The 19500-nt window shown below is 47.8% G+C and carries 20 protein-coding genes; 9 read left to right on the top strand and 11 right to left on the bottom strand.

From position 1 onward, the window contains the following. Positions 1–23: 23 nt before the first annotated feature. Positions 24–803 carry a 3'(2'),5'-bisphosphate nucleotidase CysQ gene (gene cysQ / locus ACN0T0_RS15470; RefSeq protein ID WP_417227633.1) on the top strand — a complete coding sequence of 260 codons (780 nt, stop codon included), beginning with the start codon at positions 24–26 and terminating at the stop codon, positions 801–803. 399 nt (positions 804–1202) lie between these two features. Next, positions 1203–2213 (top strand): UDP-glucose 4-epimerase GalE, encoded by a 1011-nt coding sequence (gene galE / locus ACN0T0_RS15465; RefSeq protein ID WP_417227632.1) that lies wholly within the window; start codon positions 1203–1205, stop codon positions 2211–2213. Between the two features lie 442 nt (positions 2214–2655). Here galE and ACN0T0_RS15460 read toward each other — a convergent pair whose 3' ends face one another. From ACN0T0_RS15460 to ACN0T0_RS15410, 11 genes are all read right to left on the bottom strand, one after another. Continuing rightward, a complete protein-coding gene (locus tag ACN0T0_RS15460) occupies positions 2656–3060 on the bottom strand; it encodes a 3-phosphoshikimate 1-carboxyvinyltransferase (protein ID WP_417227630.1) in 405 nt (134 codons plus the stop codon). 87 nt (positions 3061–3147) lie between these two features. Next, positions 3148–4518, bottom strand: a complete 1371-nt coding sequence (locus ACN0T0_RS15455; RefSeq protein ID WP_417227628.1) for a phosphomannomutase CpsG — start codon at positions 4516–4518, stop codon at positions 3148–3150. After that, on the bottom strand, positions 4518–4892 hold the full coding sequence (locus tag ACN0T0_RS15450; RefSeq protein ID WP_417227626.1) for a hypothetical protein: 375 nt from the start codon (positions 4890–4892) through the stop codon (positions 4518–4520). The genes ACN0T0_RS15455 and ACN0T0_RS15450 overlap by 1 nt, the downstream gene beginning before the upstream one ends. After that, positions 4892–6157 carry a nucleotide sugar dehydrogenase gene (locus tag ACN0T0_RS15445; RefSeq protein WP_417227624.1) on the bottom strand — a complete coding sequence of 422 codons (1266 nt, stop codon included), beginning with the start codon at positions 6155–6157 and terminating at the stop codon, positions 4892–4894. Before ACN0T0_RS15445 ends, ACN0T0_RS15450 begins: the two co-directional genes overlap by 1 nt. Then, on the bottom strand, positions 6154–7791 hold the full coding sequence (gene pgi / locus ACN0T0_RS15440; protein ID WP_417227622.1) for a glucose-6-phosphate isomerase: 1638 nt from the start codon (positions 7789–7791) through the stop codon (positions 6154–6156). Before pgi ends, ACN0T0_RS15445 begins: the two co-directional genes overlap by 4 nt. 5 nt (positions 7792–7796) lie before the next feature. Then, complete coding sequence (gene galU, locus ACN0T0_RS15435) at positions 7797–8681, bottom strand: UTP--glucose-1-phosphate uridylyltransferase GalU (RefSeq protein ID WP_417227620.1); 885 nt, start codon at positions 8679–8681, stop codon at positions 7797–7799. 38 nt (positions 8682–8719) lie between these two features. Beyond that, positions 8720–9388, bottom strand: a complete 669-nt coding sequence (locus tag ACN0T0_RS15430; RefSeq protein ID WP_417227618.1) for a hypothetical protein — start codon at positions 9386–9388, stop codon at positions 8720–8722. Next, positions 9385–10107 carry a tyrosine-protein phosphatase gene (locus ACN0T0_RS15425; RefSeq protein WP_417227616.1) on the bottom strand — a complete coding sequence of 241 codons (723 nt, stop codon included), beginning with the start codon at positions 10105–10107 and terminating at the stop codon, positions 9385–9387. The genes ACN0T0_RS15430 and ACN0T0_RS15425 overlap by 4 nt, the downstream gene beginning before the upstream one ends. Beyond that, entirely contained in the window at positions 10107–12326 is a 2220-nt protein-coding gene (locus ACN0T0_RS15420; RefSeq protein ID WP_417227614.1) for a GumC family protein, read from the bottom strand. The genes ACN0T0_RS15425 and ACN0T0_RS15420 overlap by 1 nt, the downstream gene beginning before the upstream one ends. 86 nt (positions 12327–12412) lie before the next feature. Beyond that, positions 12413–12970, bottom strand: coding sequence for a polysaccharide biosynthesis/export family protein (locus tag ACN0T0_RS15415; RefSeq protein ID WP_417227613.1), 558 nt, complete (start codon positions 12968–12970; stop codon positions 12413–12415). Positions 12971–13003: 33 nt separating this feature from the next. Next, the gene (locus ACN0T0_RS15410) at positions 13004–14203 is read right to left on the bottom strand and encodes an outer membrane beta-barrel protein (protein WP_417227611.1); all 1200 of its coding nucleotides are present in this window, start codon (positions 14201–14203) and stop codon (positions 13004–13006) included. Between the two features lie 365 nt (positions 14204–14568). Between ACN0T0_RS15410 and moaB the strand changes: the two genes are divergently transcribed. From moaB to ACN0T0_RS15375, 7 genes are all read left to right on the top strand, one after another. Then, entirely contained in the window at positions 14569–15123 is a 555-nt protein-coding gene (moaB, locus tag ACN0T0_RS15405; RefSeq protein WP_417227609.1) for a molybdenum cofactor biosynthesis protein B, read from the top strand. Further along, positions 15120–16355: a gephyrin-like molybdotransferase Glp gene (gene glp, locus ACN0T0_RS15400; protein WP_417227607.1), complete on the top strand. Its 1236-nt coding sequence runs from the start codon at positions 15120–15122 to the stop codon at positions 16353–16355. Before moaB ends, glp begins: the two co-directional genes overlap by 4 nt. 183 nt (positions 16356–16538) lie before the next feature. After that, positions 16539–16784 carry a MoaD/ThiS family protein gene (locus tag ACN0T0_RS15395; protein WP_417227605.1) on the top strand — a complete coding sequence of 82 codons (246 nt, stop codon included), beginning with the start codon at positions 16539–16541 and terminating at the stop codon, positions 16782–16784. Continuing rightward, positions 16781–17380, top strand: coding sequence for a molybdenum cofactor guanylyltransferase MobA (mobA, locus tag ACN0T0_RS15390; protein ID WP_417227603.1), 600 nt, complete (start codon positions 16781–16783; stop codon positions 17378–17380). The genes ACN0T0_RS15395 and mobA overlap by 4 nt, the downstream gene beginning before the upstream one ends. 76 nt (positions 17381–17456) lie before the next feature. Continuing rightward, positions 17457–18035: a TMEM165/GDT1 family protein gene (locus ACN0T0_RS15385; RefSeq protein WP_417227601.1), complete on the top strand. Its 579-nt coding sequence runs from the start codon at positions 17457–17459 to the stop codon at positions 18033–18035. An 18-nt stretch (positions 18036–18053) separates the two neighbouring features. Continuing rightward, a complete protein-coding gene (locus ACN0T0_RS15380; protein WP_417227599.1) occupies positions 18054–18410 on the top strand; it encodes a CidA/LrgA family protein in 357 nt (118 codons plus the stop codon). Positions 18411–18415: 5 nt separating this feature from the next. Beyond that, complete coding sequence (locus ACN0T0_RS15375; protein ID WP_417227597.1) at positions 18416–19126, top strand: LrgB family protein; 711 nt, start codon at positions 18416–18418, stop codon at positions 19124–19126. The last annotated feature ends 374 nt before the right edge of the window (positions 19127–19500 follow it).

Here is a 19500-nt window from a genome sequence, read left to right as displayed (position 1 = left end):
CCATTTTTTAAAAGGCGGATGCTATGTTTAACAATCAGGATATTATCGCTCTAGCCAAACAAGCGGGTACTGCTATTATGGGAATCTATCAGCGGGATTTTGAAATTACTGAAAAGGCTGATGCTAGCCCGCTGACTGAAGCTGATCTAGCCTCTCATCATTGTATTGTTGATGGTTTGAAACAACTGACCCCTGAGATTCCTGTTTTATCTGAGGAGTCGGATGTTGATGAGCATCAGGATCGTATGTCGTGGCAGACTTATTGGTTGATCGATCCGTTGGATGGCACCAAAGAGTTTATTAAGAAAAATGGTGAGTTCACGGTTAATATTGCTTTGATTGATAAAGGTGTGGCTGTTTTTGGCGTGGTTTACGCGCCTGCACTCGGCGTTACCTATTGGGGTGATGCCGAGGGTGCATTTAAAGAGGAGAGCGGCCAAGTAGCACCGATTACCGTGTCTAGCCTTCCTGACGAGGGAAGCGTTTGGCGTGTCGTGGGTAGCCGTTCGCATCAGAGTGATGAATTTAAAGCCTTTGTTAAAGGGCTGTCAGAGACCGAAGTGGTATCGATGGGCAGTTCGTTGAAGCTGTGTTTAGTGGCTGAGGGTGCTGCTGATCTGTATCCGCGTTTGGGGTTGACCAGTGAGTGGGATACCGCCGCAGCCCATGCGGTTGTGACTGCCGCGGGAGGTAAGGTACTGCAATACCCAGAATTGACACCGTTGTTATACAATACCCGACCAGAAACCCTGTTGAATCCTTTTTTTATTGTCTGCGCAGACCGTTCTGATAAGTGGGCGTAAATTAATTATTCCGGTGCAGGAGCCGCCTCTGGCGGCGATATTTTTTATTCAGATGTATCGCCTCGAGACGAGGGCTCCCACATGAGTGTGGTTTTGTTGTAGGAGCGGCCTCTGGCGGCGATGTCGCTTGTTGAGGTTTATCGCCCCGAGACGGGGCTTCTACAAGAGCGGTTGTTGTTTTGATGTAGGAGCGGCCTCTGGCGGCGATGTTGCTTGTTGAGGTTTATCGCCCCGAGACGGGGCTCCTACAAGAGCGGTTGTCGTTTTGATGTAGGAGTTGCCTCTGGTGGCGATGGCTTTGATTGGATTTATCTCCTCGAGACGAGGGCTCTTACATGAGTGTGGTTTCGTTGTAATAAGTTGCCTCTGGCAGCGAAAATATTTTAGAAGGGGTGTTGTATGGCAATTTTGGTAACAGGTGGGGCAGGATATATTGGCTCTCATACGGTGGTTATGCTGCTTAATGCTGGCTATGAAGTCGTCGTTTATGACAACCTGTGTAATAGCCATCCGGAAGTGTTTAACCGGGTTGAAACCATAACCGGCAAGCGTCCAGCGTTTGTTGAAGGAGATATCCGTGATCGTGCAACGCTTGATGCGTTATTTGCTGATTATACGATTGAATCCGTTATTCATTTTGCGGGTTTGAAAGCGGTGGGTGAGTCGGTAGAAAAACCGCTGCTTTATTATAAGAACAATGTTGAGGGATCGCTTACGTTGTTCGACGTTATGGCTGATCATGGCTGTAAGCGTATTGTCTTTAGCTCATCGGCTACGGTGTATGGTGATCCCGCTAGTGTTCCTATTCGTGAGAATTTTCCGACTTCAGCGACGAACCCCTATGGCCAATCAAAATTAATGATTGAGACCGTTCTCAATGATTTAGCGACGTCTGATGCGCAGTGGAAAATTTCGTTGTTGCGCTATTTCAATCCTGTAGGTGCCCATGAAAGCGGTCTGATTGGTGAAGACCCACAGGGTATTCCTAATAATTTAATGCCATTTGTTGCTCAAGTAGCCGTTAAAAAACGGGAAAAACTTAGTGTGTTTGGCGGAGACTATCCGACTATCGATGGCACCGGGGTGCGTGACTATATCCACGTAGAAGACCTTGCTGCGGGCCATTTGTGCGCGCTTAATGCTTTGACGAGTAAGCATGGTTGTAAGGCTTATAATCTTGGCACGGGTAACGGTTATTCCGTTTTACAAGTGGTGAATGCATTTGCAGAAGCTTCTGCTAGGGATATACCGTATCAAATCGTTGAGCGTAGGTCTGGGGATATTGCTGAGTGTTATGCGGATCCTGAGTTTAGTGAAAAGGCGCTCGGTTGGAAGGCTAAATATGATTTACAGCGTATGGTGGAAGATCACTGGCGTTGGCAATCAAAGAACCCGGATGGATATAGGTAACCATATTCCTACAAGAGCGGTTGCTGTTTTGATGTAGGAGCTGCCTCTGGCGGCGATGTTGCTTGTTGAGGTTTATCGCCCCGAGACGAGGCTCCTACAAGAGCGGTTGTCGTTTTGATGTAGGAGATACCTCTGGCGGCGATGTTGCTGTTGAGATTTATCGCCCCGAGACGGGGCTCCTACAAGAGGGGTTGTCGTTTTGATGTAGGAGATACCTCTGGCGGCGATGTTGCTTGTTGAGGTTTATGGCCTCGAGACGGGGCTCCTACAAGAGCAGTTGCTGTTTTGATGTAGGAGCTGCCTCTGGCGGCGATGTTGCTTGTTGAAGTTTATCGCCCGGAGACGGGACTCCTACAAGAGCGGTTGCTGTTGAGGTTTATCACCTCGAGAAGGGGGATCCTACAGAATGGCTGCTGTTAGTGTATCGGTCGGTAACAGGGCTTTATTGCAATATATTGCTTTTAAACCATCCCCATATACCTAATGAAAAATGTGGGAAGATATCTATGCCCATTGCTGATTTGATTAGATATAGAACCAGCAGTCCTAATAGTGTTGAAAGGGTTAAGAATATCAACAAAAAGAGTGCTTGAACAAAAGCCGCTGTTTTTTGCTCTGCTCGGCTGAGTTCCCGTTTATTTCGTCCGATTAGGATGACAAAATAGTAACGCCAGCTCCATACTTTGAGTGTGCCGCGAATATCAACGGGATGCTGTCCCCATTTACGTGCCCCAAAGGCTATTTTAAGTGCCGAAAGCTGCTCTTGAGAAAAGCTCTCTCTGAGTTCTTCAGGTAGGCGTTTAAGTAGACCTTGCTCAAACCAGTCACTATTTTGTAGTTGTTTCATTATTTGTTCAGAATTCATTGTTGCTATCGGAAGTTGTTACTAGGCGATCTAGCTTTAACTTCCAATAGCTATTTTTCTATTGACGAATTATCCCCGCAATAATGTGAGAAGCTCGTCTGTTTTCGCTTTCATCAGGGCTTGGTCACCGCGGGTTTCGACATTCAAACGGACGACTGGCTCAGTATTGGATGAGCGCAGGTTGAAACGCCAGTTACCCATATCGAGGCTGATCCCGTCGGTATAATCGATGGCGACAGCGTTGTCTTTATAGCTCGCTAGCACCCGTTCAATAGCCGCTTTAGGGTCGTCTAACTTACTATTGATCTCACCAGGGGATGGATATTTAGTAATACGGTCGTCAACGAGTTGAGACAGTGTCTGGCCTTTTTTGCTAATCAGTTCGGCAACCAATAACCAAGGTACCATTCCGCTATCGCAATAGAAGAAATCACGGAAGTAGTGGTGGGCGCTCATTTCGCCGCCATAAACCGCATCTTCTTCACGCATACGTTCTTTAATAAAGGCATGTCCGGTTTTGCTCTGAATCGCTCGGCCTTGGCTTGATTCGACAATATCCAGGGTATTCCAGGTTAGGCGAGGATCGTGGATGATCGCAGCGCCGGGGTTTTTGGCCAAGAACGCTTCTGCTAGCAATCCAACGATGTAGTAGCCTTCAATAAAGCGGCCATTTTCATCAAACAGGAAGCAGCGATCGAAGTCGCCATCCCAAGCAATGCCCATATCTGCTTTGTGTTCTAATACGGCGGCGATGGTATCGGCACGATTCTCTTCCAGAATGGGATTCGGGATGCCATTGGGGAAAGTACCATCAGGCTGGTGGTGTATTTTGATAAACTCGACCGGTACTGAAGTCGCTTTAAATTGGGTTTCTAACGCATCGATGACATGTCCCGCGACCCCGTTACCCGCATTGACGACTAGTTTCAGCGGCTTAAGGTCTTGCAGGTCAATATACCCCTCTAAGTGTTCAACATAGGCTGCCAACGTATCGACCTGTGTATAGCTACCGCGATTGGCTTCATTAGGTGCTTTGAAGTTGTTTTCGCGGGCCATCTGTTCGATATCATTGAGTCCGGTGTCACCACTGATGGGGCGTGAGCCTTTACGAACCAGTTTCATGCCATTGTAATCTTCTGGATTATGACTGGCTGTGACAACGATACCTCCGTCGGTATCAAGATGAGAAGTAGCGAAATAGATCTCTTCAGTGCCGCATAGACCAATATCCAGAACATCGACACCGGAATCTCTCAGGCCATTAGTTAACGCCTGTTTGAGTGACTCTGTGGACAGGCGCATATCACCGCCTACCACGACGGTTTTGGGCTTTAAAAACTCAGCATAGGCACGGCCAATGCGGTAAGTAATGTCTTCATCCAGCTGAGTGCCAAGCTGACCGCGGATATCGTAGGCTTTAAAACAGGCTAATTTGCTCATTAGGGTTTCTCTGAAGGGTTAAAATTTGAAGCGTTGGAAAAAAAGTATTGGCCGATTCGCCAAATAAACCAAGGCATAAAAATAATGGCGATGCCTGTTAGGTTGGCATACATGTCATACAGTGAAAAATGCCGATGCGCTAGCAGCCATTGCTGGATAAATTCAGCACTACAGGCGAGTACGAGTAGGCAGATAATAAACAGGGGCACAAAGCGGCGTGAAACGGCCCAGAGGCCAGCGAAGGTCATTGTGGCAAAGCCTACTAAATGACCAAACTTATCCGACTGATTGAATAGTTGAGGTGGCGGTGTTTGGCGAAATAAGCCATACAGCAATGCGGCGGCGCATAGGCAGAAAATAGTTTTTCTAAGCATTATCGGCCTATACCAATATAGGTGAAACCGTATAGTTCTAGGGCGGCTTTATCGAAGATATTACGTCCATCTATGATGAGTGGTTGACGCATTGATTGAAGCAGTTGTTCATAATCTGGTGACCAGTATTCCGGCCATTCAGTGACGAGCAGTAGGGCATCCACTGCTTGAGTCGCCTCATAGGCATCCTCACAGACGCTGATGAGGGGTTCTGCGGCATAGTGTTTCTGTAGATTGCCTAATGCTTCAGGATCATGCACTTTAACATGCACACCCTGTGCTAATAATGCATCAATTATTTTTAGGCTAGGGGCATTATCAATATTGGCAGTCCCCGGTTTGAATGAGGCGCCCCATATGGCAACGGTTTTATCGGCAAGATCGCATTGGTAATGTTGCCAGAGCTTTTTAAAGAGCAGTTCTTTTTGAATTTCATTCTCAGAGATAACGGTCTTTAACAGCGAGTTTTGTCCGCGTTTTTCAAAAATATCGGAAAAGCGGGCGATATTCTGGTTGAAATTCTGCCCACCAAAGCCACAACCTGGATCTAAGTAGTGGCTGCCAACCCGAGGGTCGGTTCCCATGCCTTCGCGAATAATATCAATATCCACGCCCATCTGATCTGCAAGGTTGGCCAGCTCATTGATGTAACCTATACGAATGGCTAGCATGCCGGTGATCGCTAGCTTGGCGAATTCGGCCTCCTGGCTAGTCATGAGCAATAGATGACTAATATTTTGCAGGAAGGGGCGAATCAGTGACCGGGTCATGGTTGTCGCCCAGTCATTCTGGCTGCCAATCGTAATACGTTTAGGTTGGCTGAACCCTTGAAGTGCCTTGCCTTCCTGGAGGTTGTTGGGGATATAAACAACCACCTGGTTAGCGCTTTCATTGAGGTGGCATTGCAGCTTATCCGTTGCTCCCACACCGAAATTACACTGGTTTATGATCAGCAGATTTTCGGGGACAGCGCTGGCTAGGTTTTGAATAATTTGTTCGGCGGTTGCAAACTCATTGTGCTCGAGTGCTAACCAGTGAATATTAATTTTATCATCGCTTGAACTTGTCCGTTGGAGTCGACCGGCTTGCATTTGTAGCTCAATCTGATCTAGCAACCCGGGTTCATCACGTAGGGCGGAGATATCGTGTAGGGCTTTATGCAGTTGCGTATCTGGCCCTTCGATGCGTACATGGTTGCCCGCTCTCGCTAAACAGGCGGCGGCTACCCAAGCCGTTAGATCAGCTCCATACACTTTTACATTCATGAATTAGCCTCCTGACGCTGTTGCTGGACAAAACGGATCAAGCCTTGGGTAGAGCTATCGGTGTTAGTCGATGAGGTGTCAGCGAGCTGATCCAGCAAGGATGTTGCTACCTGTTTACCCAATTCTACACCCCATTGGTCGAAGGGATTAATCTCCCAGATCACCGATTGGACATAGACTTTATGTTCGTACATAGCGATCAGGGCGCCAAAACTTTCTGGGGTCAATTCATCGATCATTAGCGTCGTGCTAGGTTGGTTACCTCGATAACGCTTATGGGAAGGTGCGTTATCAGCATTATCCAACACACTGTCACCCAAGGCCAATAAGCGCGATTGAGCGAGGCAGTTTGCCAGCGCTAATTGATGTTGCGCTCGCAGCTCTTCACCGTACTCCTGATAACGCAGTGCCGGCGCGATAAAATCACACATGACCGATTCAGTGCCCTGGTGCAGCAGTTGGTAAAACGCATGTTGTGCGTTCGGGCCGACTTCACCCCACAGAATAGGGCAGGTTGAATAATCAAATTGATCGCCATTCAAGGTAACACTTTTGCCGTTACTCTCCATCTCTAACTGTTCAAGATAGGCTGGCAGGTGTTGCAAACGGCCATCATAGGGTAGTACCGCATGGGCGTGGATATTCAGGAAGTTAATATTCCAGACACCGATCATCGCCAGTAATACCGGTAAATTTTCAGTTAGAGGTGCGGTGCGAAAGTGGGTGTCCATCTCGTGGGCGCCCGCGAGCATTTTCCGGAAATTACTATTACCTGTGTGCAACGCAATGGCCATGCCGATTGCGGACCACATGGAATAGCGGCCCCCAGTCCAGTCCCAGAAGTGTAGTTGGTTCTTTTCGGGAATGCCCCATTCAGTCGCTTTCGCTGGGCTGGCGGTAATGCCGATAAAGTGATGTTGGCTGATCAGTTCGACGGGTAAGCCGCTAGCATTGACTAACCACTCTCGTGCTGTATTAGAGTTTGCCAATGTATCGATGGTCGAGAATGACTTGGAGGATACGATAAATAGCGTCGATGCCGGGTCGATTCGGCTGAGTAGTCTGGCCAGTTGGCTACCATCCATTGATGAAACAAAATGGATATCAATATCGCGGATTTCATCGGCGGAAAACATATTTAATGCGCGACAGGCCATCAACGGCCCAAGATCGGAGCCGCCCACACCGATATTCACAACGTTTTTGATCGGGCCGCCATCATAACCACGCCATTGGCCATTGTGAATCTGTTCAACCAACGTTTCCATCCGTTCTAATGAACAGTGGATCTCTTTGGAGATATCGGTATCACCTAAGAACAGCGGCATCTCTTTTGGCTGACGTAGTGCGGTATGCAGTGCGGGCCGATTCTCCGATGGATTAACATGTTCGCCACTGAACAGCGCTTCAATTTTTTGCGGCAGCTGTTGCTGTTGCGCTAATGTGATCAGCCGTTCCAGAGTGCCTTCTGTGATTCGTTGCTTCGAAAAGTCAGCCAGGCAGTGGGCGGCACTGAAGCTGAGCTTTTCAAAGCGCTTATCATCATCGGCAAACATCTCTTTGAGGTGTTTAGTGCGCAGCTCTTCGGCATGGAGGCTCAGAGCAGCCCACGCTGGGGATTGATCAACGGTCATAAATATCAGCCTTGTTGCGCGAGAAACAGTTTAAACCCTTCAGCGGTATCCGGATGCTGCAGACCATAAGCGACATTCGCCTGTAAGAAGCCCAGTTTATTGCCGCAATCGTAGGTTTTTCCGGTCATTCGATAAGCTTCAACCGTTTGTTCCCGAAGCAGTTCATCCAGTGCATCGGTGAGCTGTATTTCATTTCCAGCTCCAGGTTTAGTGTCGGCTAGCAGAGCCATCACGCGCGCGGGTAATACATAGCGGCCGACAACAGCTAGATCGGAAGGCGCTTCGTCAACATTGGGTTTTTCAACCATACCTTTGATGGGTGTAGACTCACCTGCCGCGGGTTTTACACCATGACAGTCAGTAATGCCGTAAAGCTGTACTTGGTTTTGGGGCACGGATTCGACCATGATCTGAGCTGCGTTATGCTGCTCGAACGCCCGCACCATTTTTTGCAGATCATTTTCATTCTGCTGATAATTATTAACCAAGACATCCGGAAGAATGACCACAAATGGTTCATTATTGACGACCTCTGCAGCACAGTGAACCGCGTGACCTAAGCCTTTAGCTTCAGGTTGTCTGACCGAAACGATGGTGACATCCTTTGGAATGATATTGCGTACGGAGTCAAGAATGGCGGTTTTGTTTTTGAGTTCAAGCTGATGCTCTAGCTCATAGTGAGAATCGAAGTGATCTTCGATGGCTGATTTTCCGCTGCGGGTGACCAATATAATCTCTTTGATACCAGCCTTAACGGCTTCTTCCACAACATGCTGGATCACCGGTTTATCAACAACGGGGAGCATCTCTTTAGGAATTGCTTTACTGGCGGGAAGTACTCGGGTTCCTAAACCCGCTACAGGGATTACTGCTTTGCGTACGGTCGTCATCGTATTCCTTTCCTTTGAAGCGTTTGTGTTGGTCGTTATCAGAAACCACACAGTTGTTTTTGGTATCGGTCTCTTCGAATGCTAGCACAGACTAAAGAGCGTTTATTATATCGGTTTATAATGATTTTCATATGTTTCATATTACGGCGAATACCTCGCTGAATATTTTCTACAATGAGCTGCTTATCTTGTTTGTTAAGTGTTGACCAGCCGAGTAAACCGGCCTCCGTTAACGCTAGGTTGACGCCATTCTCCCATGGACCATGGCTGGCTGATAGCTTGAGCATCTGTCGATATTCTTGATCAAACTCGCCCAACATTGCTTTCATCAGTGCGATGTTGGCTTGGCTGTAGGGCCATTGCCTTCGTAGTGTGTTGGCGTGACGAAAGCTTTCTAAGGCATTACGTAAGGCTGTTGTTTTTAAAAGGTTGTTTTCGGAGATAAGGGCTTCGTAATGAAATAATCGGCCTTGGTAATCGTAGAGTTCCGGGTCTTGATTCCAGTGGATGCTAGACTGAATGGCTACATGGGTTTTGGACAGCTCTTCACGTGATGGTAGCCGGCTGTCCGATTGCCACCGTTGAATATCATATCTGACAGGGTAGGCGTTGAGGTCACTGATGCCCCATTTTACGGCAGGAAAACAAAAGCCAAGGAGCACGAGTGCAGGAATGAGTGTGAGTTTGCGCTTAAACGGCGTTTTCAACGTGACCGTCCCGTAATGACTGCCGGATTATCAATCACGAGCTTATCAGCCTCTTGTTTACCTATCAGCTCAATGGCTGCTTTATGGCCTTTACTGAGTATTGGTGGACGATGATTACTATTATGAGCATCTGTCGCTAGAATCGTCGTCCAGCCTTGTTGCATAATATATTGAGCGCATTGTTGTGCTTGTTTACCAAACTCGCCTGTTACGGACATTGCGGTGAGCTGAATAAGGCAGCCCTCTTCAATAAAGGGCGTTAGTTTGTTTGGTGACTGCATGATTTCTTTGTTCCGCTCTGGGTGAGCAATCATAGGCAGAATGTGTTGTGCTTTTAACCATTTGATGAGTTTGTCGCTGCCGGGAAGTATATGGCTATGAGGAAGCTCAAGTAGTAAGACTTTTTGCCCCTGCCATTCACCTAAAAAGGGTATTTTGCCGGCGGGTATCATGCCTATCATCTCGGCGGAGATACGTAGCTCCGCTCCCATGCTCATGGTCAGAGGAATCGAGTACTCAATTAAGGCGGATTGTAATCGGTGTAATACCGGCTCTATAGTTGCTACTTGATTTTCATACCGTCCGGGATGTATATGAGGGGTCACAACCATGTGAGTGATACCGTCGTTGGCCGCAATACGGGCCAACTCTAGAGACTCTTCTAAGGTTGAAGGCCCATCATCGATACCGGGCAATAAATGGTTATGTAGATCGATCATCAGGTGGCGCTTTGTGTCTTATTAGCTTGGCTTGTTTCATCGACATAACCGTAAGTGTCGTAATAACCATGATAATCGTTGCCGTAGTATTTGGCGGCTTTCTTAATATCGACTTGGTTAAGCACAACGCCGATGACCGGTGCATTAACTTCTTTTAGGCGTCTTAGTCCTGCCTTAACCTGATTATGGTTTGTCGAATCAGATTTAACTACAAAGATCATGGCGCCAACGTGTTGAGAGAGTACTAATGAGTCGCTTACCGCTTGTACGGGGGCGGTATCAATCACGATTCGGTCATAATGGGACTCGAGTGTCTCCAATACTTTAGCGAAGCGTTTTGATGCAAGCAGGTCTAACGGGTTGGGGGGAATCGTGCCTGCGGTCATGACATCTATATTATTGGTGTCAGCTCGGTGAATGCATGCGTCTAGCGGTGAAGTTCCTGCCACAAGATTTGAAAGTCCAGTTGATTTGCCGGAAAGACCAAAGGCTTTGGCAATCGAGGGTCTGCGCATATCGGCATCAATCAGCAATACTTTCTCCATTTGCCCGATTGAAGTTGCTAAGTTGATTGCGAGTGACGTCTTCCCTTCACCTGGAATCGATGAAGTACAGCACAATATTTTATGCGGATTGTCCAATGCCGATAACACGACGCCGGTTCTGATGGTTCGCACTGATTCCGCATAGGCGGACTTAGGATCATCGGTATAGGCTTGGTAGCTTTGATTATCAGCACCTTTTCGTTTAGGCAGAAGAGGTAGTAGGCCGAGCATGGTTGAGTGAAGTTTATTCTCTACATCAGCAGCGGTTTTTATAGTGTTATTCAGCGCTTCCATTAAAAAGGCCAGGACGATGCCGAACATCATGCTGGCGACAAAGGATAGTGCAATGATTAGCTTTTTCTTTGGTTTCGCTGGTTTCGTGGGAGCCACGGCTGGGTCGCTTATCCGGGCGTTAGCTGTTTGCAAGTCGCCAGTGGCATTGGTTTCGTTGAGTCGATTGAAGAATGTGTCATAGAGTTGACGGTTTGACTCCGCTTCCTTCTCAAGCGACTTTAGGTTGTGATCCTTGTTGTTGATGCTTTGCAGGCTTTGTTTGGCTTTTTCTTGGTCTGCTTTCAGTGAACGTTCGTTAGTCAATGCAATGCGATAGTCGTTTTCAATGCTGCGAACTATTTTTTTGATCTGGTTATAAAGTGAATTTCTAACATCAGAGAGCTCTGACTCTACTGCTTGCATCTGTGGGTGCTTAGCGCCGTAACGTTTCGCCAAATCAGCTTTTTTAAGTGCGGTCTGTAGTTCTGCCAATTTTAAATCACGTATCAATGGGTGGTTTAGAATAGCAGGTAGGTTCTCGTAGGCTTCTAAATTGTTGGCCGGCACCGCTTTTATTTGTCGATAGAGGCTTTCGGCTTCTAGCCTTTTTCTTCGAGCATCAACTAGACGACTGGATATCAGAGAGAGTTCATTATTGGCAATTTCAGCACCACCATCGCTGCCCACAATTTGCTCTTGGTTACGGTACTCTTGCAATTTGGCTTCTGATTTATTGACTTGTTCGCGCAGGCCGCTTAGACGTTCCATTAGCCATTCGGAAGCTTTATAGGTCAGTTGCATTCGCGCATCAAGATTGTTTTCAATATAGGCATCGCCCACCGCATTAGCGACTTGAGCGGCAAGGATTCGGTCGTTGGCTTCAAAGGTGATGTTCACTAGTTGCGTTTTTCTAACAGGTGAAATGGTGAGTCTGCTGATGAAACTATCAGTTAGCTGTTGTTGCCGTGCTTTAGCCTCTTCCTCTGGAGACATGGTTTGTTGAGGTAGTTCGACAGGCAGGAGTTCACGCCAATTAAACGATAGGGCTGATGGCTGTTGATTAAATTCAGGATGAGTCGCTAAGTTAAGCTTGTCGATGACTCTTTCCGCCAGTTGTCGGGATTTTAGTATTTCGAACTGAGTGAGATAGTATTCGTTATTATTGGTATCGAGGCCATAAACTTCTTCGATAGAGACGACGTTCGCTTGTTTGGCTTCTATTAATAGTGTCGCGGTAGCTCTATAAACAGGTTTCATCGAAAAGACGACGAGGGTAGTTAGTATCGAGATGATAATAGCGAACCCAAGAATGCCCCACTTGTTTCGATTGATAGTCATCCAGTATTGACGCAGATCTATTACTTCATCCTGCATCGGTTGTGAAAATCTATCCTGTGACATAGTCGTTTCCATACTTAAATTACTCTGCTGCGTGATGGCAGGGGTTAAAAATCAAAGGGCATTGAGCTGATTGCTTAATAACGCTGTTAAAAGAAGCTTTGTTCAATGGTGATTATGTCACCGGGAGATACTTGCTGACTCAATTCAACCATGGTTGGCTCACCGGTGTTGCCATCATGTTGGATAAATATCTTGGATTTCGATGCTCGCTCAGTGAATCCGCCAGCAATTGCCACGGCTTTTTGCAGTGTCAGCCCCGGTTGAAATGGGTAGCTGCCAGGTTTTTTTACTTCGCCGTTGATAAAGAACTCCCTGTATTCTAAAACCATGACATTTACGTTCGGGTTTAATAGATAGCCGTCGGCGAGGCCGGATGCGATTTTCTCACTTAGCTGACTAGTGGTTAAGTCGAGTACTTCGAGTTCGCCTAGGAAAGGGTAAGAGATAGTCCCTGCATCACTTAATCGAGTCTCTAGGCTTAGCTCTTCCTCCCCAAAGACTGTAATTTTGACCATGTCACCTGAGCCCAACTGATAATCTGAAAACTGCGTGTCGTCAGCGGCATAAATCAAGAGTGGGGTGGCAAATAAAATAACGCATATTGCCCTAAGCGAGAGTTTTAGATATTTAGCTAAATGCTGCATTAGTTAGTCTCAAAAGTACGGATGCTGAGTTACTTAGAGCGATCCAGTGATAGAAATGAGATAAATATTTCTATCAAACGGGATGCCGACGGTGTTTGAATCGGTATTCTGATGAGAATAGCCCATCCCAATGCTCAACCAGCGACGTATATCGTAGTTTAGGTTAATACTGGCATCGGTGATGTCGTCTTCACGACCTCCAGTCGTGCCTTTATAGTCGTCATTGGTGAAGCCGGAGCTGAAGATCGTTTGGACTTGGTCGTTCCAGTCGTGGGTCCAGCTAAGGCGAATCGTTTGGGAATCAATAAAGTCTCCTGTGCCCGAGGACTCTTTTTCAGATTGGCTGGTGGCTAAGTTAAACGTAGAGTACGTCAGCGGCTTCCAGTTAATGCCTACTTCCCAACTGCTGCCTGAAAAGTCTTCTCTCGCGGAAGATTTAAAGTCTTTTTTTACCGTACCCAATTTGATGGTGCCGGTCGTTTTAGCAGTGCCTTCCCAAGTCGCACCGATGTAGTAACGTTGAGTCTCACTATCTAAACTGTTGGTTGGGTCTGTTTTATAGTTTAGATTTTGATTTCTGATTTCAAAAAGCAACGATGTTTTAGGCTGAATGCGGTAAAAGAATGTACCGCTAAAGCTTGTTTCCTCGTTATCCCTTTCTTCTGTGATAGAGCGGAAGTTCTGATACTCTTTATCAGTATATTGGCCTGCTAATACAAGTCGGCCCGTGGCATTATCAGCACCGTAGGTGTAAGAAAAGGAAACTGATTTAGTATCATATTCAAGGGGGGCGTCTACCCCTGCGCCGATACTACCGGTTTCTGTAATACCTGTACCGCGTTCCTCGTGATTTTTTGAGTAAGCAGTATTTAGGTCAAGGGTATTACGTGCGTTAAATTCAAGATGAGCATCAAGGCCTACTTGATGGTCGGTGTAGTTATCATCAGAGCTACTTTTATACGTACCATGACTCATTGCGTAGCTAGCTTTATATGCGTTAAAGCCGTCTTCGGCGATAATCTCGAACTGGGGAGTAACGGCCATTTTTAGGCTATCAACTTCAGCAGTGGTTGAGCTAAAGATATTGTCGTCATAGCTTGTTTCAACATTGAGTGTTGGAACAATTCTTACCGGGCCGGCTTCAATGGATGCGGGCTCTATTGCGGAGAACGCTTGAGAAGACAGCATGAGTGCAGGCATAGACAAAATGCTTGTTAAAGTCCGGTTTTTCATCGTCGGATATCCTTATTTATTTCCTTGCGTACCAGCTTTGCTTCTTATTACTACTCGTCGAGTATGTTAAAAAGAGTGCGCAGTTGTCAGCTATAGTGGCTAATAGTAGCATGGCTTTTTTTTTAGTGGTACTAGCTGCTGCAGCCAAATAGCGACATTCTGATGATTTTTTGTTGCAGCGCAGCAGATAAAGTAGGGTCTAAGCTTTTAAGGTTTGTTTTGATTTCTGAATGCTAGTTTGAGCCTAGCAAGTTAGAGTTAATTATGGCGTTTTTTCTTTACAGTGTTATGTCTGCCGTAGTGGGTTAGGAGAGCAATGGTAAAGTAAAACAGACTATAGATGTTTGATGAATGGGGGTGTTGTTATGGCTCATAGCAAGAAAGAGGTGGCTTTTCAGTCATTACAGATCGCAGTGCTGACGGTGTCTGATACGCGTACGCCGGAGAATGATACGTCTGGTGATGCGTTGGTTGAGGGTTTGAACGCAGCAGGGCATCAGCTTGCTCAGCGCGCGATCTGTAAGGATGATGTTTATCAGTTGCGGGCGGTGGTGTCTCAGTGGATTGCCGATGAGCAAGTGCAGGCGGTGCTGGTTACAGGGGGGACAGGCTTTACGCTGCGGGATACGACCCCAGAAGCACTGTCACCACTGTTTGATAAAGCCATTGAGGGGTATGGTGAGTTGTTTCGACAGTTGTCCTATGAGGAAATAGGCACTTCAACGATTCAATCCCGCGCTTTTGCTGGCGTTGCTAATCGTACGGTTATTTTTTGTATGCCGGGTTCAACGGGGGCCTGTAAAACCGCGTGGAACGGTATTATTCGTGAACAGTTAGATGCTCGCCACCGGCCCTGTAATTTTGTTGAGATGGTGATGACTGATCGGTCAGTTGATACTGTTTGTGGGCCACGAGGATGAGCTGTGATCTGTCAAAGCCATCGTTGATGCCCGTTACTGAAGCACTGAGCGCTCTGTTGGCTCAAGCAAAACCTGCGGTAGCTACGGAACGCTTGGCGATTAGTGATACGCTAGGGCGCGTGTTGGCTGAAGATCAGCTTTCAACTGTTGATGTGCCGCCGCAGGATAACAGTGCGATGGATGGTTATGCCTTTAATAGTGCTGATCTTGCTGGCTTGGAGGGCGTTAAGCCGTTAAAGGTTTCGCAACGTATTCCTGCGGGTACTGCGCCTAAACCACTGGAGATCGGAACAGCAGCCCGTATTTTTACTGGTTCTGAAATTCCCCAAGGTGCTGATGCTGTTGTGATGCAGGAAAATACCGTTGCCACCGATGTAGATGGGCAGTCTTGGGTTGAGATTGTTGAGGTGCCGACTGCAGGGAGTAATATTCGCCAGCGAGGGCAGGATATTCGCACGGGTCAGGTTGTGATACCTAAAGGGACTCGATTGACGGCTTTGCATATCGGTGTGTTGGCTTCGGTGGGCATCGCAGAGGTGAATGTCTATAAGCCGTTGAAAGTGGCGGTGTTAGCTACCGGTGATGAGTTGGTGATGCCGGGGAATCCCTTGCAGCCGGGGCAGATTTATAACTCTAACCTGTTTACCCTGCGTGGTTTATTACAAGGGTTGGGTTGCGAGGTGGTCGTCTCTGCGGTTGTTGCTGACACCCTAGAAGGCACAAAAGCGGCGTTGAAACAGGCATCAGAGCAGGCCGACTGTATTATCACCAGTGGTGGAGTCTCGGTGGGTGAAGAGGATCATGTTAAAGCGGCGGTTGAATCGCAAGGTGAATTAAAGCTGTGGAAGCTCGCACTTAAGCCCGGAAAGCCGATGGCCTTTGGTTATGTCAATGGCAAACCTTTGCTTGGGCTGCCAGGTAACCCTTCTGCGGTTTTGGTAACCTTTTCTATACTCGCGCGCCCGTTTTTATTGCGGTCGATGGGGGCTGTTTCGGTCTTACCGTTAAGTTTAATGGTTGAGGCTGGCTTTAGTCGTAAGCGAGCAATCGGTCGGCAGGAGTATTTACGGGTTGAGCTCAAGAATGGCCGAGCGGTGTTAGGGCATAGTCAAAGCTCGGGCGTGCTGAGTTCGGCTGTGTCGGCTGCCGGTTATCTTGTGGTGCCGGCGGAAACCGTGGTTACTGAGGGTGATCGGCTAGCGTTTATCCCGTTCAGTGAAGTGGGGCTATAGTGGTTAAGGGCCCCTAATTTTAGCGAGTGTGGCTAAGACGGTTGTTGTGAGTAAGTTGATTTATGGATAAAGCAGTCCAGTAATAACCGCTTCAATTGTTCGGTGGATAAATTGATATTGGTATCGGCATAAGGGGTTTATGGCTTCGTTATGCCTCGTTGTTTATGGGTGAAAGGTGCTCTGATGGTTAAAGTATTGTTTTTTGCATCTCTGCGCGAGGCGTTAGGGGTTGGGCAGCTGGATCATCCATCGGTGAGTGGTGAGCGGGTTGTCGATTTGTTAGCTGCTCTTAAAGAAAAAGGTGATGAATGGCGTCGAGCGCTCGATGGCACCTTATTGTGTTCAGTTAATCAAGAAATTGTCCCGCTGGATACAGTGATTGCTGCGGGGGATGAGGTCGGCTTGTTCCCGCCGGTAACCGGTGGATGACGGGCCTTACTCCCGTTGATGTCATTGTGCTGGCTGGCGGTGAAGGTCGGCGTATGGGTGGGCAAGATAAGGGGTTGGTAGCTTTTCGTTCGCAACCGATGGCGGGTTTTGCGGTGCAGCTTGTCAGGCCCTACGCTCGACGGCTGATTATCAGCTGTAATCGCCATCTGCCGGAATACAGTGATCTGGCTGATCAGGTGGTTATGGATGAATTGGCTGGGTTTCAAGGGCCTTTAGCCGGTATCTTAAGTGGTCTTAGGGTTTGTCATACAGACCAGGTGTTGGTTCTACCTTGTGATACTCCTTTGTTACAAGCTGCGTTGATTGAACGATTACTGCTTGCCGCTCAAGCGAAGCCGGATGCTATTACGGTTTTGTCAGAAGGGGATGAATTGCATCCCTTGCATGCGGTTATTCCTCGGCGGCTGGTAGCGGATCTGTCTACATGGTTGGAAGGCGGTCAACGGGCGGTGCAGCGCTGGATGCGCTGTCATCCCATGCAGCTAATTGATATCGTTGATGCGGCTGATCAGCTATGTAATCTAAATACTGAACAGGCATTACGTGTTGCCGAAAAGTCACTTCTGAACAATTAACTTTTGTCTTGCCTGCCCGCGAGTTGTATTTATTTATGTATAATCGCCCGCATTTTATGCTTCGGGAAAGGCGAATATGGATCAACTAGGCAGTCTTGTCGGGGCCTTTTTACTGGTGTTTTTGGCTGAGTTTGGTGATAAAAGCCAATTGGTGTGTATGACGCTGTCCGCGCGGTATCGGCCACTGCCGGTGATTCTAGGGGCTGTTGTTGCGTTTGCAATCTTGAATGTGTTGGCGGTTGCTGTCGGTTCCGTGGCATCAGCATGGCTGCCTCGCTCGGCGGTGTTGTGCGTGGTTGCGTTGTTGTTTCTCTGGTTTGGTTTGCAGTCGTTCAATGCTGAAGAGGATGATGAAGACGGCAGTCCTGCTGTTTCGGGTAAAAGTGTGTTCTTATCCGCGCTGATCATGCTGTTCTTCGCTGAGTTGGGTGATAAGACCCAGCTAGCGGTGATGGGGTTGGCGAGTACAGAGCCTGCCGTGCCTGTCTGGCTGGGCGCGACAATAGCGCTGGTGGCGACATCGTTGATCGGTGTTATAGCGGGGCGAGCACTGATGCGCTATGTCTCGGTAGTTTGGCTGCATCGCGCATCGGGTGTGTTATTCATTGTATTTGCGCTTTATGCCGGTAGTGAGGCTTTCTTGTTACTGCTTTAACCTGTTGTTGGGGATGATATGCTGGTTGGTTTTTTAATATTACTGCTCTTTCAATTTGCGGGTGAATTGATTGTTATCGCGTTAGGAATGCCGGTGCCAGGGCCTGTTGTCGGTATGGTGTTGTTATTGGTTTGTTTGATAGTGAAGGGCGAAGTGCCTGAATCGCTGCGAATTCCTTCTGAAGCCTTGTTAAAACACCTAGCACTGCTGTTTGTGCCTGCAGGCGTTGGCTTAATGACACACTTCTCGTTGCTAAAAGCAGACTGGTTGGCTATTTTGCTGGCCTTGATTATCAGTACTGGGCTGACGATCATCGTGACGGCGTTGATTCTTAACCCGTCGGCGAAGAAGCTGCAACAGTTGGAGCGGGAGTAACTGCGATGGAGTTCTGGACCTTTTTCTCGGCCAAACCCTTGTTATGGCTGATCGTTACTATTGTCACCTTTATTGCAACTTCGTGGCTAAATCGCCGCTTGGGTGGTACCCCTTTACTGCACCCAGTGCTGGTATCGTTAGCGCTGATTATTGTGTTTTTATTGCTGACCGGTACCCCGTATGAAACCTATTTTGAGGGGGCGCAGTTTATCCACTTTTTGCTAGGGCCTGCGACGGTGGCGCTGGCGGTGCCTTTGTTTGATCATTTTGAGCGGGTTAAGAAAATGCTATTGCCGTTGTTGTTGGCCTGTATGGCCGGTGCTGTGACGGCAGCAGCTTCGGCTATTCTTGTGGCGCAGGCGCTCGATGCTTCATTGGGGACGCTATTGTCGATAGCGCCTAAGTCGGTGACGTCGGCGATCGCGATCGGTGTTGCTGAAAAATTAGGTGGTTATCCCTCGCTAGCCTCTGGTTTGGTATTAATCACGGGGGCTATCGGTTGTGCCTTGGCGCCACCGATTTATCGTATTTTGAATGTCACTGATGAAGCGGTGAAGGGGTTTACGTTAGGTGTTTCTGCCCACGGTATGGGCACCGCCTATGCATTTGAGTATGGCCTGATGGCGGGGGCTTTTGGTGGTTTAGCGATGGGTATGACCGGTGCCTTCACCGCGTTTATGTTACCGTTATTGATCCCGTTGATGGGGATTGGTTAGGAGGTTGGGGTTAATTTGCCCGAATTGCCAATCTTGGCAGCTTAATCGGTGTGAGGGCACGCCTCCTACAGGTCCGGTAGGCCTGTAGCGAGCGATGCCTCGTCGCGATTTTTATCTACTAGATTTGTTCTTTGTATTGTGGGAGTTGCCTCTGGCGGCGATGTGTTTGTTGAGGTTTATCGCCCCGAGACGGGGCTCCCACAGGGTGAAGTTTGTTGTTTTTGCTGTAGGAGCTGTCTTTGGCAGCAGTGATGTTGTATCGAAATTTATCGCCCCTAGAAGGGGCTCCCGCAGGGCGAAGTTTGTTGTTTTTGCTGTAGGAGCTGCCTCTGGCGGCGGTGATGTTGTATCGAAATTTATCCCCCTAGAAGGGG

Origin of the sequence: Amphritea sp. (genome assembly GCF_048266285.1) — a bacterium.
In the GTDB taxonomy this organism is placed as follows: Bacteria; Pseudomonadota; Gammaproteobacteria; order Pseudomonadales; family Balneatricaceae; genus Amphritea.
This window is presented reverse-complemented; position numbering and strand designations above follow the sequence as displayed.

What these genes read in the sequence shown, in the direction of transcription:
- cysQ (WP_417227633.1), top strand. Translation starts at nt 24, where the DNA reads ATGTTTAACAATCAGGATATTATCGCTCTAGCCAAACAAGCGGGTACT.
- galE (WP_417227632.1), top strand. Translation starts at nt 1,203, where the DNA reads ATGGCAATTTTGGTAACAGGTGGGGCAGGATATATTGGCTCTCATACG.
- ACN0T0_RS15460 (WP_417227630.1), bottom strand. Translation starts at nt 3,060, where the DNA reads ATGAAACAACTACAAAATAGTGACTGGTTTGAGCAAGGTCTACTTAAA.
- ACN0T0_RS15455 (WP_417227628.1), bottom strand. Translation starts at nt 4,518, where the DNA reads ATGAGCAAATTAGCCTGTTTTAAAGCCTACGATATCCGCGGTCAGCTT.
- ACN0T0_RS15450 (WP_417227626.1), bottom strand. Translation starts at nt 4,892, where the DNA reads ATGCTTAGAAAAACTATTTTCTGCCTATGCGCCGCCGCATTGCTGTAT.
- ACN0T0_RS15445 (WP_417227624.1), bottom strand. Translation starts at nt 6,157, where the DNA reads ATGAATGTAAAAGTGTATGGAGCTGATCTAACGGCTTGGGTAGCCGCC.
- pgi (WP_417227622.1), bottom strand. Translation starts at nt 7,791, where the DNA reads ATGACCGTTGATCAATCCCCAGCGTGGGCTGCTCTGAGCCTCCATGCC.
- galU (WP_417227620.1), bottom strand. Translation starts at nt 8,681, where the DNA reads ATGACGACCGTACGCAAAGCAGTAATCCCTGTAGCGGGTTTAGGAACC.
- ACN0T0_RS15425 (WP_417227616.1), bottom strand. Translation starts at nt 10,107, where the DNA reads ATGATCGATCTACATAACCATTTATTGCCCGGTATCGATGATGGGCCT.
- ACN0T0_RS15420 (WP_417227614.1), bottom strand. Translation starts at nt 12,326, where the DNA reads ATGTCACAGGATAGATTTTCACAACCGATGCAGGATGAAGTAATAGAT.
- ACN0T0_RS15415 (WP_417227613.1), bottom strand. Translation starts at nt 12,970, where the DNA reads ATGCAGCATTTAGCTAAATATCTAAAACTCTCGCTTAGGGCAATATGC.
- ACN0T0_RS15410 (WP_417227611.1), bottom strand. Translation starts at nt 14,203, where the DNA reads ATGAAAAACCGGACTTTAACAAGCATTTTGTCTATGCCTGCACTCATG.
- moaB (WP_417227609.1), top strand. Translation starts at nt 14,569, where the DNA reads ATGGCTCATAGCAAGAAAGAGGTGGCTTTTCAGTCATTACAGATCGCA.
- glp (WP_417227607.1), top strand. Translation starts at nt 15,120, where the DNA reads ATGAGCTGTGATCTGTCAAAGCCATCGTTGATGCCCGTTACTGAAGCA.
- ACN0T0_RS15395 (WP_417227605.1), top strand. Translation starts at nt 16,539, where the DNA reads ATGGTTAAAGTATTGTTTTTTGCATCTCTGCGCGAGGCGTTAGGGGTT.
- mobA (WP_417227603.1), top strand. Translation starts at nt 16,781, where the DNA reads ATGACGGGCCTTACTCCCGTTGATGTCATTGTGCTGGCTGGCGGTGAA.
- ACN0T0_RS15385 (WP_417227601.1), top strand. Translation starts at nt 17,457, where the DNA reads ATGGATCAACTAGGCAGTCTTGTCGGGGCCTTTTTACTGGTGTTTTTG.
- ACN0T0_RS15380 (WP_417227599.1), top strand. Translation starts at nt 18,054, where the DNA reads ATGCTGGTTGGTTTTTTAATATTACTGCTCTTTCAATTTGCGGGTGAA.
- ACN0T0_RS15375 (WP_417227597.1), top strand. Translation starts at nt 18,416, where the DNA reads ATGGAGTTCTGGACCTTTTTCTCGGCCAAACCCTTGTTATGGCTGATC.